Source organism: Haladaptatus pallidirubidus (genome assembly GCF_020700235.1).
Classification (GTDB): domain Archaea; phylum Halobacteriota; class Halobacteria; order Halobacteriales; family Haladaptataceae; genus Haladaptatus; species Haladaptatus pallidirubidus.
On sequence record NZ_CP085301.1, the window covers coordinates 1718229 to 1730981 of the forward strand.

Genomic DNA, 12753 nt, shown 5'->3' on the forward strand with positions numbered 1-12753 from the left:
AAATCTATCCATATAGATAGACAGAAAGCAATAGAGCCGAGATAGCTAAAATACTCTCTTTCTCCGCAGCCGGAATTACGGTGCGATAGCGGTTTTAAGGCGAGTCGCGGTGCATCGGTGCGATGAAAGACCCGGAAGGAACGCGGGGGAACCGCACGACTAAGACGGAAACGACCCTACATCGAACCATGAGAATCCTCGTGGACGGGGAGTGGCAGACGGACGCCTACGAAACGACGAACGACGAGGGCGAGTTCGAGCGACAGACCACGACGTTTCGGGAGTGGGTCGAAGCCGACGAGGACGCCGAATTTCCGTCAGAGTCGGGGCGATACCATCTCTACGTCTCATACGCCTGTCCGTGGGCGCACCGGACGCTGGTCACGAGAGCTCTGAAAGGACTCGAAGACGCGATTTCGGTGTCGATAGTCGATCCCTACCGGCGAGACGACGGATGGGAGTTCTCGCCCGAAAGATCGGGATGTACCGCGGACACCGTCAACGGGACGGAATATCTGCGGGACGTGTACACCGAAGCAGACCCGGAGTTTACGGGCCGCGTGACGGTGCCGGTGCTGTGGGACAAACGGAAAGAAACCATCGTCAACAACGAGTCGGCGGATATCATGCGGATGTTGGACACCGCATTCGACAGCGTGGCGGAGCGGGACGTGACGTTCTATCCCGAGGCGTACCGCGGTGAAGTGGACGAAACCATCGAGGCGATTTACGAACCCGTCAACAACGGCGTCTATCGGGCGGGATTCGCGGACACCCAATCGGCGTACGAAACGGCGGTAACCGAGTTGTTCGACGCGTTAGACCACTGGGAGACCGTCCTCGCCGACCAGCGGTATCTCGTCGGGGAGAAACTGACGGAAGCCGATTTCGCGATGTTCACGACACTCGTGCGATTCGACGCGGTGTACGCGACGCATTTCAAATGTAACCTGCGACGAATCACGGACTATCCGAATATGCGGAACTACCTGAAGGAGTTGTACCAATTGCCGGGTGTCGCAGAGACGGTTCGAATGGACCACATCAAGGAACACTACTACCGGAGCCACACCGACATCAATCCGAAACAAATCGTTCCGAAGGGGCCGGAACTCGACTTTGAGAACGAACACGACCGGGAGCGATTGGCAGGCGGGCCGCCGAAAGAACTTCGGCAATAGCATCACCCAAACGTGGTTTTTTGGAATCTCGATTGTTAAAGAATATCATGGCACGACAGACGGTGTCCCACGACGAGGACGGCCTCATTTACGAATTTACGCCCGACATCGAACCGGTGTACACTGCGGAAAGCGGCGAATCGCTGACCGTCGAAACCGTAGACAGTCTCGGCGGCGCGGTACAGGAGGACAGTGACTTCGTCGCCGACGTTCCCGCCGAAGTCAACGGCGCCACCGGACCGGTTGCAGTCGAAGGCGCGGAGCCGGGCGACGTGCTGAAAGTCGAAATCGAGGACGTGCGGGTCACCGAAGACCGCGGGCGAGTGCTGACGATTCCGGGGTTCGGCCTCCTGCACGATTCCCCGACATCGAGGAACCGAGAACCAGAGTGACGCCGGTAGAAAGCGACTCGATTCGATTCGGCGAAATCGACGTACCGATTCGACCCTGCATCGGCACGATTGGAGTCGCTCCGGCGGACGAATCGTACACGACGCTCGTGCCGCACGACCACGGCGGAAACCTCGATACGACGGATATGACCGGCGGAACGACCGCTTACTTCCCGGTGTTTCAGGAGGGTGCGATGCTCGCGATGGGCGACTCGAAAGCGGCGATGGCCGACGGGGAGATGTGCGGAACCGGGGCGGAAATCGGCACGGACATCGACGTCACGGTGACGGTGTTGTCGGATCCCGCGTTCGAACTCTCACGGCCCGTGGTCGAAACCGCGGAGGCCTGGAAAACAATCGCGAGCGCGGAAACCCTCAAAGCGGCGTGTCGGTTGGCGAACGAGGACGCGATTGCCCTGCTCGCAACTGAACACGGGTTCGATGAGACTGACGCTCACCTGTTTTCGAGTCTCGTCGGCGGATTGGAAATCTCGCAGGTGGTTGACCCGCTCGTCACGGTCAGAAATTCGATTCCGAAGAGGTACCTTTCCTCGCCGTTCTAAGCGGTCGGTCTCACGCGTTCTCGTCCTTGCCCTCGCGGAGTTTTCGCCGCTGAATCTTGCCGGTCGTCGTCTTCGGCAGTTCGGAAACGAACTCGATTTCGCGGGGATACTCGTATTTGGCCAGTTTGTGGCGTACGAGACTGCGGATTTCCTCTCTGAATGATTCGCCCCCGTCTCGGGATTCGACCGGTTGCACGAACGCCTTGACTATTTCGCCGCGAGTTTCGTCCGGAACCCCGACGACGCCGACCTGTTCCGCGTCCGGATGTTCCAGTATCGAGCTTTCGACTTCGCCCGGCCCGACGCGGTAGCCGCTCGTGATAATCACGTCGTCGTCGCGGGATTTGAACCAAAAATAACCGTCCGAATCGCGACAGCCGAGGTCGCCGGTCAGATGCCAGCCGTCGAGGGTCGTGGTTGCCGTTTTTTCCGGGTGGTTCCAGTACTCCGTGAAGACGATCGGGTCGTTTTCGCGTTCGACCGCAATCATTCCCACGTCGCCGACGGGTTTCTCCTCGCCGGAAACGGGGTCGATGACGGCGACCTCGTGGCCCGGCACCGGCTTTCCCATACTCCCGGCGCGAACCGGAAACCAGTCGCGACAGTTCGACACCAGGAGGTTCGCTTCGGTTTGGCCGTACAGTTCGTTGACCGAAACGCCGTCCAGTTCCGTTTCGGCCCAGTCCATGATTTCTGGGGGGAGCGGTTCTCCTCCGGAGCAGATACTTCGAAGCGACAGTTCGTATTTTTGTGCGGGATTCTCGATGCCCATCATCATCCGAATAGCAGTGGGTGGGAGGAACGTGTCCGTGACGGAAAACCGTTCTAACAGTTCGTAGGCGGTTTCGACGTCGAAACCGCCCATCGGACATCCGACGACTGTTTGGCCGTAATGCCACGCCGGAAACACCAAATCTCCCAGCGCGCCTATCCACGCCCAATCCGCGGGCGTCCAGTACACCGAATCGGCGGGCGAACCCGCCGATTCGGCAGTTCGCTCGAAGTACATGTGAAACGCAGGACAGTGGCCGAGCCAAAGGTCGTGGGTGTGCAGGACGCCCTTCGGCGGGCCGGTCGAACCGCTGGTGTAGATGATGATGGCGGGCGTATCGCGGGTCGTTTCCGCGATGTCGAACGAATTCGACCGTCCCGAACAGAATTCCTCGAAATCGTAGCTGTCGCGGTCGCTGGGGTTTTCGTCGCCATCGAGAGTGCTTCCGTCGCCGACGGAAGCACTCCCGTCAACTTCGATGACGTGTTCCAACTCCGGGCAATCGTCCCGAACCGTATCGACCGTCGATCGAACGGTGGAATCCACGACCGCCACGTTCGCACCGCTGTCGTTCAGTCGATACCGCAGGGCGTCCTCGCCGAACAGAATCGAAAGCGGGAGCGAAATCGCGCCGAGTTTCCAGCAGGCGAGATGGGTCAGCGGATTCGCGGGTTTCTGCGGAACGACGACAGAGACTCTGTCGCCTCGTTCGACGCCGAGGTCGGAGAGGCCGTTTGCCAGTCGGTTCGAGCGAACGTCCAAATCACGAAAGGAGTAGGTTTCGCGCCGACCGTCAGGGTAGCACTGTTCCAGCGCAGTTGCGTTCCCGTCGTCGTGTTTCCGAAGCAGGTCGTGAGCGATGTTGTAGTCGTCGGGAATGGCGTCCCACGAGAACTCGCTTCTGGCTTCCTCGTAGGAGGGAAAGTCGGGTGCGAGATGCCAAGCCATGCCACTGTATTTCGAACCATCTCGTATAAGTTCGTCTGTCGTTGCGCGAGAAATCACTCGCCGTCGGATTTATTGTATCTCGGAAACTGTAGCCTGCATGAACACCGACAGAGACGACCTAACGGACGAGTTCGACTTCGACGGCGAACTTCCGGACACCGTCAATCGGGCCGCAATCGAACGGATGCGAACCGTTGCGAGAGTGTTCGACGACCTCGTCCGCGTCCCGGGAACCGATTTCCGCGTCGGAATCGACCCGGTTCTCGGGGCGCTTCCGGGGGTTGGCGACGTGATCAGCGCCGGACTCTCGCTGTACATCGTCCTCGAAGCGGCGTGGTTGGGCGTCTCGTTCACGACGCTGCTGCGGATGATAGGGAACATCGCTATCGACGTGGTCGGCGGGTCGATACCGATAGTCGGCGGCATCGTGGACGCTGTGTGGAAGGCGAACAGGCGCAACCTCGAACTGGTGCTTTCCGACCTCGCGAACGAACCGGGAAGCGAAGGCTTCGGAGACGGTGACGACGTCGTCGAAATCGAAGTCGAATAATCGGAAACCAAACCGGGAAAACGTATTTTTAGGCTCGATGAGCAATCTATTCGTATGGTAATGAAAGAGTCCGAGGCCGAAATCGAGCGCGACGACCCGGTGCCGAACTTCGAACTGCGCGGTACCGACGAGGAAACCTACACGCTCGACGATTTCACAGAGTACGAGGCGATCCTGCTGGTGTTCACCTGTAATCACTGTCCCTACGCGCAGGCGAAATTAGACCTGCTGAACGACATCGCAGAGGAGTACGACGAGGCGGCTGTCGTCGGCGTGAACTCGAATGACGCCGATGAGTACCCGGACGACTCCTTCGAAGCCATGCAGGAGTGGGTCGAAGACGGTCGAATCCGGTACGACGCTTACCTTCACGACGAGACGCAGGGGGTGGCAAAAGCATACGGCGCGGTCTGTACGCCCGACCCCTTCCTCCTGCGAAACGAAGGGAAGAAAGCACAAAGCGCCTCAGAACGGTCGAACGGCGGCGAGTCGCGAGACGATACGTTCACCCTCGCTTATCACGGGCGGCTGGACGACGCGCTGAATCCCGACGAAGTACCCACGGAGTTCCACATCCACGACGCAATCGAGTCCGTGCTGGCGGGCGAGGACGTGGACTTGGAGTTCCTCCCGTCGCGGGGTTGTTCTATCAAGTGGAAGTGAGATAGCCGGAAACGAAGCGTCGAGGTAACGCGCATGTCAGGACGAGACGTGGGAGTAACCGAATCATGCAGCCGTCGTTTATAACTTGGCTTCCGTATTGGTTGTGAGTATGTCCGAGACGACAGACGACACGTCCGAGAAAGACATTACAAAAACGACCGCGTTCAGGGTCGCCCGACTGCTGTACGGCGGTATCATCGTGTTCACCGCCATCTCCGGGCTTCGGAATATCGATGCACAAGCCGCCTACGCCGAATCGAAGGGGATTCCGATGCCGGAGGAGTCGGTCGTATCATCGCATGGACTCCTGCTTCTCGGTGGCCTCGGCATCGGTTTGTGGCGCTTTCCCGCACTGGCGGCCAGTTCCATCGTCGCGTTCTTCGTCGGCGTCACCCCGACGATACACGACTTCTGGGAGCGAGAGGGACAGGAGCGACAGAACGAGAAAAATCACTTCCTGAAAAACGTCGCGCTCGCGGGTGCAGCACTCGCATTCCTCGGCGTCGGCGAGAAAAAAGGGTAAATCCGGCGAGTTCTGCGGTAGCTATCGCCGAACTCGTTCGACGCGCTTTTGTCCCCGCTCTCTGGCGAGTTCGAATTTGGCCCGCGCGACGGGTCGTTTCTCGCCGATGACCGCGCCGACGAGTGCGCCGATGGCACCGCCGGTACTCGCCGCCCTGCTGTTGATTAATCCCCCGAGACCTCCACCGATTGCCCCGCCGATTGCGGCGTGACGAGCGCGACTGATGGCGCGCTCGATGCGAATGGAACGCATAGGAGGAAGAACGTCGTGCAACCAGATAAATGGTTCTCGGGAAGAAATGCGCGGAGAGACATAAATTTAATCCGAAATAACACCGTTACAGTATAGTGTCTCTCAGGTCGTCGCTTTTGGTCTTGCTCGTCGTCTTGGCGGTCGTTCTCGCGGGATGTTCATGCTCGCAGTTTGGCACGACGCAGACCGCGGAGGGCGAAACGAACGGCGAGGAGTTGACGGTCACCGTCACGAGAATCGTGGACGGCGACACCGTGGAGTTCGAATACCGAAACGGGACGCAGGAGACGGTCCGATTGCTCGGCGTGGACACGCCGGAGGTTCACACGGCAAACGACCCGGAAGAATTCGAAGGTGTTCCGAACGACGATTCGGGCGCGGGCTGCCTTCGCAACTGGGGTCACAAGGCGAGCGAGTTTGCTCGAAGCGTACTCGCGGACGAGCGGGTGACGATTTCCCTCGACCCGAACGAAAGCCCGCGAGACAGATACGACCGACTGCTGGTGTACATCCGCGACGACGGAAAATCGTTCAACCACCAGTTGGTGAAGCAGGGTTACGCTCGCGTCTACGACAGCGATTTTGTCAGGAACGAGCGATTCTATTCCGCGGAGTCGGCAGCCCAGCGAGGAAAAATCGGGTTGTGGAAGTGCAGGGATGGTTCGGGTGGTTCCCGAACCACGAAAAACAGTGACGGCGCAACCGGGCTTTCCGTCCCCCAAATTCACGCCGACACGGCGGGCAACGACCACGAGAATTTGAACGACGAGTACGTCGTCCTGAAAAACGGCAGAACCGACACCCTTGCCCTTTCGGGGTGGACGATTTCGGACGATTCCGGCCACACCTACCGCGTTCCGTCGGGCGTCTCGCTGGCGGTGGGCGAAACGGTCACGCTCTACACCGGAAGCGGTTCGGATTCGGCGTCGGAGTTGTACTGGGGGCAGGTGGGGCGGTGTGAACAACGGCGGTGACACGATTATCGTTCGGAACGCGAACGGTGACGTGGTACTGCGAAAGGAGTACTCGAGGTGAGAAAGAGATTCGGGATAACGGAAAAGCACATCCGATTAGAATCTCACCGCTTTCCAGACTTTTACTTCCCTTCCCGACGACTCCCACCCATGGAGTACAGAACCCTCGGTGCGACCGGTACGAAAGTCTCGGAACTCTGTTTCGGCACGTGGCGATTCGCCAAGGAATCCAACGGCACGGTCGAAACCGACCGCGGGACGGCCCACGACCTGCTCGATACGGCGTGGAAAAACGGCATCAACTTCATCGACACCGCCAACGTGTACGGCGACCCGAACGGAACCAGCGAGGAGTGGATAGGCGATTGGCTCTCCGACCACGACCGCGAGGATTTCGTCATCGCCTCGAAGGTGTACTTCCCGTTCGACGGCGACAACCCAAACGGACGCGGCCTCTCGCGCAAGCACATCCGAAATCAGATTCGGGGGACGCTCGATAGGCTCGGAACCGATTACCTCGACCTGTACTACATCCACCGCTGGGACGAGACGACACCAATCGAGGAGACGCTCGCGACCCTGAACGGCCTCGTGGCGAACGGCAAGGTGAACTACCTCGGCGCGAGTTCGATGGCCGCGTGGCAGTTGACGAAAGCGCTCTGGGAGAGCGACGTGAGCGATTTGGCGCGATTCGACGTGACCCAGCCTATGTACCACGCTGCGGCGGGCGACGACGTGCAGGACTACCTCGACGTCTGTGCCGACCAAGACGTTGCAGTGTGCCCCTACTCGCCGCTTGCGGGCGGGTTCCTGACGGGCAAGTACGAGCGCGACGGCGACGTTCCGGAAGGGTCGCGCGGCGACCTCACCGACCGATTCGAGGACTACTACATGTCGGAAGACGGCTGGAAGGTGTTGGACGAAGTTCGGTCCATCGCGGACGACCTCGACGCGACGCCCGCGCAGGTTGCGCTTCGGTGGCTCATCCAACAGCGCGACTTTTCGTGCATTCCAATCGTCGGCGCGCGAACCGTCGAGCAGTTGGAAGAAAACGTCGGTGCCGTCGATATTGAGCTTTCGGCGGAGCAGTACGACCGAATTGCCGACGCGAGCTAATCTGGCGAGATCGGTGGGAAAACATCATTATTCTTCGTGCCGTCTGTGTGACGAGGTGTGCGGGAGTGGGGAGAACCCGGTACACTGAATGGGGGAACAATGACGGACACATACGTCGGCGCGATAGACCAGGGAACGACCGGCACGCGGTTCATGCTGTTCGACCACGACGGTCGAGTCGTCGCCAGCGCCTACGAAAAACACGAACAGAACTACCCGGAACCGGGATGGGTCGAACACGATCCGCTCGAAATCTGGGAGAACACACAGGGCGTCGTCACGAGCGCGCTCTCCGACGCCAACGTTTCCGCAGACCAGTTGGAAGCGCTCGGCATCACCAATCAGCGCGAGACGACGCTGTTGTGGGACAAAGACTCGGGACGGCCGGTGCACGACGCAATCGTCTGGCAGGACAGACGAACCACCGACCGCATAGAGCGAATCGAGGACGAGGGCAAAGTCGAGATGGTGCGGTCGAAGACGGGCCTCGAACCGGACGCCTACTTCTCGGCGACGAAAGCCGAGTGGCTGCTCGACAACGCCGATCCGATAAAGCTCCAGCGCGCGCGACCGCAGGATATTCGGGAACGGGCGGAGGAGGGCGAAATCCTGTTCGGCACCATCGATTCGTGGCTGATTTATAACCTGACGGGAGAACACATCACGGACGTGACGAACGCTTCGCGGACGATGCTGTTCGACATTCACGAGATGGAGTGGGACGACGAGCTCTGCGAGGAATTTCGTGTCCCGCGGGAGATGCTTCCGGAAGTTCGGCCATCCAGCGACGACGATACCTACGGTTCGACCGACCCGGACGGCTTCCTCGGCGCAGAAGTGCCCGTCGCAGGTGCCTTCGGCGACCAGCAGGCCGCCCTGTTCGGGCAGACCTGCTTCGACGCGGGAGACGCGAAAAACACCTACGGGACAGGCAGTTTCTTCCTGCTCAACACGGGCGAGGAAGCGGTTGCGAGCGAACACGGCCTGCTCACCACAGTCGGTTTCCAGCGGTCGGGCGAACCGGTGCAGTACGCCCTCGAAGGCGCGATTTTCGTCACGGGCGCGGCAATCGAGTGGCTGGCCGATGTCGGCTTTATCGACGACGCGGCGGAAACGGAATCGATGGCACGAAGCGTCGATTCGACGGACGGCGTCTTCATGGTGCCCGCGTTTACCGGACTCGGCGCGCCACACTGGAACCAGCGCGCTCGTGGGACGCTCGTAGGGATGACCCGCGGCACGCGAAAGGAACACGTCGTCCGGGCTACGCTCGAATCCATCGCGTTCCAAACCCGCGACGTGGCCGAGGCGATGGAGGCCGACAGCGGCATCGAAGTCGAATCGCTGAAAGTCGATGGCGGCGCGGTGAAGAACAACTTCCTCTGTCAACTGCAAGCCGACATTTTAGGCACCGATATCGTCCGCCCGGTCGTAGACGAGACGACGGCGCTCGGGTCGGCCTACGCCGCCGGACTCGCGGTCGACTACTGGGAAACCGTGGACGAACTCAGGAACAACTGGCAGATCGACCGCGAGTTCGAACCGTCGATGCCGAGCGAGGAAGCGGACAGAAAACACGAGCGTTGGGTCGATGCTGTCGAGCGCTCCCTCGACTGGGCACAGGAAGGAGGTGGGTGAGATGGCGGAAGAGTATTGGCGAGCGAAATACGTCAACGAACTCGTCGGAACCTTCATCCTCGTTCTGCTCGGCGACGGTGCAGTCGTCGTTTCCGTGCTGACGGGCGGATTCGACCTGTTCGGCGTCGCCGTACTCTGGGGATTCGCGGTGATGTTCGCGGTCTACTGGGTCGGTGGTGTTTCGGAGGGCCACATCAACCCGGCGGTGACGATTGCGAACGCCGTCTGGCGAGACTTTCCGTGGAAACACGTTCCGGGCTACGTCGCCTCGCAAATCGTCGGGGCGTTTCTGGCCGCCGCGACGCTGTTCGTGACGTGGTCTGGCTACTATCAGCAGTTCAGTCAGGCGAATAACGTGGTTCGAGGCGAACCGGGAAGTTCCATCACGGGCATGACGCTCTGGACGTTTTTTCCGAATCCTGCGTTCGCAGGCGTAAAAGTCGGCGATTTCGAGACGCTTCAGGAAGCGGCGTTTCTCGTCTCGTTCCCGCAAGCGTTCTTCAGCGAGGTGGTCATCACGGCTATCCTCGTCGCCGTCATCTTCGCGCTCGTGGATGACTGGAATCCGATGGGGACGCGAGCGACGCCCGGTCTCGCGGCGGCCCTCATCGGTCTGCTCGTCGCGGCGCTGGTGCAGTACGAAGCGCCAATCAGCATGGCCGCGTTGAATCCTGCCCGCGACCTCGGCCCGCGAATCTTCGGCTTCATCGCCGGATGGGGTGAAATCGCCTTCCCCGGCCCGCGCGGGGGATGGTGGCTTCCGGCCACGTCAACGACCGTTGGCGGCATCATCGGTGGCGGTCTGTACGACGTACTAACGCGACGGTACGTCAAGCGACTCGAAGAACAGGACATCGAACCGGAAGAACCAGCGGTTCACGACGAAGAACAGGAACGCCCGACAGGGGGGAGTTAGGTGTCCACCGTGTCGGATTCCGATGAGTCGAAAGGGTCTACCGGCGACTACCTTCGGCTGGTATTTCTGGACCCGATAACCCTCGCCGGACTGGCCGTCCTCGCGGCCGGAATCGTACTGGTCGCTATTTCCGACCCGAGTGCGCCGGTTCAGAACCCGATGTTGGGCGGATCGCTTATGCTGGTCGGAACGGTGCTGTTCGCGCTCGGATATACGCGGGCGCAGTGGGGTCTCAAACGTTGGAAACGGTGATATGCCGAAACGAGGATATCAGCGATAGCCTGAAGCGGGTTCCCGTTCAACTCATAGCAGACCCACATGGAGCGAACAGTAACCATCGTCCCAGAAGACGGCCTCCACGCTCGACCTGCCGCGCGATTCGTCGCCACCGCGAACGAGTTCGACGCCGACATCACGGTCACCACCGCGGACAACGACCCGGTAAACGCGCGGAGCATGATCTCCGTTACGACACTCGATGCTCGACAGGGCGACGAAGTCCACCTTGTCGCCGAGGGAGAGGACGAAGAAGCGGCCCTCGACGCGCTCGAAACGGTTCTCACGACGCCGGAAGGTGAGCTGTGACCGTCGAACTTTCGGGCGTCGGCGTGACGCCTCGAACCGGATTCGGCAACGTAATTTGGTACCGCGGAACGACGGATTTGTCCGACCTCCCCGACCCGAAAACCGTCGATACCGACGCGGAACTGGAACGGTTCGAATCGGCGTGCGAACGCGCCCACGAGGAACTAGACGACGAGCGCGAGCGTGCGCGCGAGCGCGTCGGCGACGACGAGGCGGAAATTTTCGACGCGCACAAAGCCTTCCTCGACGACCCTGCGATCACCGGCGGCGTCGAAACCGCCATCGAAAACGGGATTCCCGCCCCCCACGCGGTTCGGCAGGCGTTCGAAGACCCGATTGCGAAGTTCGAGGGATTGGAGGGCCGGATGTCCGAACGAGCGGACGACCTTCGGGACGTCCGCGACCGACTGCTGAGGATTCTGACCGACCGCGGCCGAGTCGAACTCGGCGACCTTCCCGAGGGCACAGTCCTCCTCGCAGAGCGACTCGGGCCGAGCGACACAGCACAACTCGATCCTGAAACAGTCGCCGGATTCGCCACCGTGTTCGGCGGTCGAACGTCACACGCCGCGATTTTCGCCCGGTCGCTCGGGATTCCCGCCGTGGTCGGCGTCGGCGACGAACTGGCGCAAGTAGCCGACGGGCGGCCAGTGCTGGTCAATGGAACGGACGGTCTCGTGGTCATCGATCCGGACGAATCCGCCCGAAGTCGTGCAACCGACGAGGAAACCGAAATCATCGAACGCTACGTTTCGACGGCGGACGGGACGGAAATCGAAGTTGCCGCGAACGTCGGAACCCTCGCCGAACTCGACCCGGCGGACGAAGCGGGTGCCGACGGTATCGGCCTCTTCCGTACGGAGTTTCTGTTTCTCGACCGCGAATCCCCGCCGAACGAGGATGAGCAGTACGACACATACGTCGAGGCGTTGTCCACCTTCCCGAACGAACGAGTCATAGTCCGAACGCTTGACATCGGCGGCGACAAACCGATTCCGTACCTCGACACGCCGGACGAGGACAACCCGTTTTTGGGCGACCGCGGGATTCGGCGCTCGCTCGGAACCGACGCCGACCTGTTCGAAACCCAACTGCGCGCCCTACTTCGTGCCGGAACGGAAGGCAACCTCGCCGTGATGTTCCCGCTCGTCTCGCACGTGGAAGAACTCGACGCGGCGCTCGCCCGCGTCGAGCAGGTCGCCGAAGAGTTGGACGAGGATGGGATCGAGTACGAGATGCCGGAACTCGGCGTGATGATAGAGACGCCGGGGTCGGTGTTCATGGCGGAGTCGATGTCGGAGCGGGTCGATTTCCTCAGCATCGGTACCAACGACCTCACGCAGTACGTGATGGCGGTTTCCCGCGAAAACGAACATGTCGCAGACCTCCACGACCCGCTTCACCCGCCCGTTTTGCGGGCGATTCGCCGGACGGTGTCTGCGGGCCACGACGGCGGCGCGTGGGTCGGCATGTGCGGCGAGATGGCCGGTGACCCTGATGTGACAGAACTGCTGGTCGGTCTCGGACTGGACGAACTGAGCATGAGCGCCGTGACGATTCCGGGGGTAAAATCGCGAATTACGGGCGTAGATTCGGAGGAAGCAAGAGAACTCGCAGAGCGCGCACTTTCTGCTGAAACGCGGAAGGAAGTGCTAAAGATGCTGGAGTAATCTCGAACGT

General features: G+C 60.6%; 13 protein-coding genes and 1 pseudogene. 12 read left to right on the forward strand and 2 right to left on the reverse strand.

Annotated elements, in window-relative coordinates; all coding sequences use genetic code 11:
- Window positions 1–188: 188 nt before the first annotated feature.
- Window positions 189–1181: a glutathione S-transferase family protein gene (locus LIX15_RS09430; RefSeq protein ID WP_227776881.1), complete on the forward strand. Its 993-nt coding sequence runs from the start codon at window positions 189–191 to the stop codon at window positions 1179–1181.
- Window positions 1182–1228: 47 nt separating this feature from the next.
- Window positions 1229–2136, forward strand: a pseudogene (locus tag LIX15_RS33175) (acetamidase/formamidase family protein).
- A 10-nt stretch (window positions 2137–2146) separates the two neighbouring features.
- Here the strand turns inward: LIX15_RS33175 and LIX15_RS09445 are convergent.
- Window positions 2147–3856: an acetate--CoA ligase gene (locus LIX15_RS09445; protein ID WP_227773486.1), complete on the reverse strand. Its 1710-nt coding sequence runs from the start codon at window positions 3854–3856 to the stop codon at window positions 2147–2149.
- A 97-nt stretch (window positions 3857–3953) separates the two neighbouring features.
- On the opposite strand from LIX15_RS09445, the gene LIX15_RS09450 reads away from it, so the two are divergent.
- From LIX15_RS09450 to LIX15_RS09460, 3 genes are all read left to right on the forward strand, one after another.
- Entirely contained in the window at window positions 3954–4406 is a 453-nt protein-coding gene (locus LIX15_RS09450; RefSeq protein WP_227773487.1) for a DUF4112 domain-containing protein, read from the forward strand.
- 60 nt (window positions 4407–4466) lie between these two features.
- Window positions 4467–5069 (forward strand): thioredoxin family protein, encoded by a 603-nt coding sequence (locus LIX15_RS09455; RefSeq protein ID WP_345412647.1) that lies wholly within the window; start codon window positions 4467–4469, stop codon window positions 5067–5069.
- A 109-nt stretch (window positions 5070–5178) separates the two neighbouring features.
- Window positions 5179–5592: a DoxX family membrane protein gene (locus LIX15_RS09460; protein WP_227773489.1), complete on the forward strand. Its 414-nt coding sequence runs from the start codon at window positions 5179–5181 to the stop codon at window positions 5590–5592.
- A gap of 21 nt (window positions 5593–5613) precedes the next feature.
- On the opposite strand, the gene LIX15_RS09465 is transcribed toward LIX15_RS09460, so the two are convergent.
- The gene (locus tag LIX15_RS09465; RefSeq protein WP_227773490.1) at window positions 5614–5844 is read right to left on the reverse strand and encodes a glycine zipper 2TM domain-containing protein; all 231 of its coding nucleotides are present in this window, start codon (window positions 5842–5844) and stop codon (window positions 5614–5616) included.
- 95 nt (window positions 5845–5939) lie between these two features.
- Between LIX15_RS09465 and LIX15_RS09470 the strand changes: the two genes are divergently transcribed.
- From LIX15_RS09470 to ptsP, 7 genes are all read left to right on the forward strand, one after another.
- Window positions 5940–6818: a thermonuclease family protein gene (locus tag LIX15_RS09470; RefSeq protein ID WP_227773491.1), complete on the forward strand. Its 879-nt coding sequence runs from the start codon at window positions 5940–5942 to the stop codon at window positions 6816–6818.
- A 150-nt stretch (window positions 6819–6968) separates the two neighbouring features.
- Window positions 6969–7934 (forward strand): aldo/keto reductase, encoded by a 966-nt coding sequence (locus tag LIX15_RS09475; RefSeq protein ID WP_227773492.1) that lies wholly within the window; start codon window positions 6969–6971, stop codon window positions 7932–7934.
- A 99-nt stretch (window positions 7935–8033) separates the two neighbouring features.
- Window positions 8034–9572: a glycerol kinase GlpK gene (gene glpK / locus LIX15_RS09480; protein WP_227773493.1), complete on the forward strand. Its 1539-nt coding sequence runs from the start codon at window positions 8034–8036 to the stop codon at window positions 9570–9572.
- A 1-nt stretch (window position 9573) separates the two neighbouring features.
- Complete coding sequence (locus tag LIX15_RS09485; RefSeq protein WP_227773494.1) at window positions 9574–10488, forward strand: MIP/aquaporin family protein; 915 nt, start codon at window positions 9574–9576, stop codon at window positions 10486–10488.
- 9 nt (window positions 10489–10497) lie between these two features.
- Entirely contained in the window at window positions 10498–10740 is a 243-nt protein-coding gene (locus tag LIX15_RS09490; protein WP_227773495.1) for a hypothetical protein, read from the forward strand.
- A gap of 66 nt (window positions 10741–10806) precedes the next feature.
- Window positions 10807–11073 (forward strand): HPr family phosphocarrier protein, encoded by a 267-nt coding sequence (locus tag LIX15_RS09495; RefSeq protein WP_227773496.1) that lies wholly within the window; start codon window positions 10807–10809, stop codon window positions 11071–11073.
- Entirely contained in the window at window positions 11070–12743 is a 1674-nt protein-coding gene (gene ptsP / locus LIX15_RS09500; protein ID WP_227773497.1) for a phosphoenolpyruvate--protein phosphotransferase, read from the forward strand. Before LIX15_RS09495 ends, ptsP begins: the two co-directional genes overlap by 4 nt.
- Window positions 12744–12753 lie beyond the last annotated feature (10 nt).

Excerpts from the sequence above, each read along its gene's own strand:
- LIX15_RS09430 (WP_227776881.1), top strand. The coding sequence starts at position 189 with ATGAGAATCCTCGTGGACGGGGAGTGGCAGACGGACGCCTACGAAACG.
- LIX15_RS09445 (WP_227773486.1), bottom strand. The coding sequence starts at position 3,856 with ATGGCTTGGCATCTCGCACCCGACTTTCCCTCCTACGAGGAAGCCAGA.
- LIX15_RS09450 (WP_227773487.1), top strand. The coding sequence starts at position 3,954 with ATGAACACCGACAGAGACGACCTAACGGACGAGTTCGACTTCGACGGC.
- LIX15_RS09455 (WP_345412647.1), top strand. The coding sequence starts at position 4,467 with ATGAAAGAGTCCGAGGCCGAAATCGAGCGCGACGACCCGGTGCCGAAC.
- LIX15_RS09460 (WP_227773489.1), top strand. The coding sequence starts at position 5,179 with ATGTCCGAGACGACAGACGACACGTCCGAGAAAGACATTACAAAAACG.
- LIX15_RS09465 (WP_227773490.1), bottom strand. The coding sequence starts at position 5,844 with ATGCGTTCCATTCGCATCGAGCGCGCCATCAGTCGCGCTCGTCACGCC.
- LIX15_RS09475 (WP_227773492.1), top strand. The coding sequence starts at position 6,969 with ATGGAGTACAGAACCCTCGGTGCGACCGGTACGAAAGTCTCGGAACTC.
- glpK (WP_227773493.1), top strand. The coding sequence starts at position 8,034 with ATGACGGACACATACGTCGGCGCGATAGACCAGGGAACGACCGGCACG.
- LIX15_RS09485 (WP_227773494.1), top strand. The coding sequence starts at position 9,574 with ATGGCGGAAGAGTATTGGCGAGCGAAATACGTCAACGAACTCGTCGGA.
- LIX15_RS09495 (WP_227773496.1), top strand. The coding sequence starts at position 10,807 with ATGGAGCGAACAGTAACCATCGTCCCAGAAGACGGCCTCCACGCTCGA.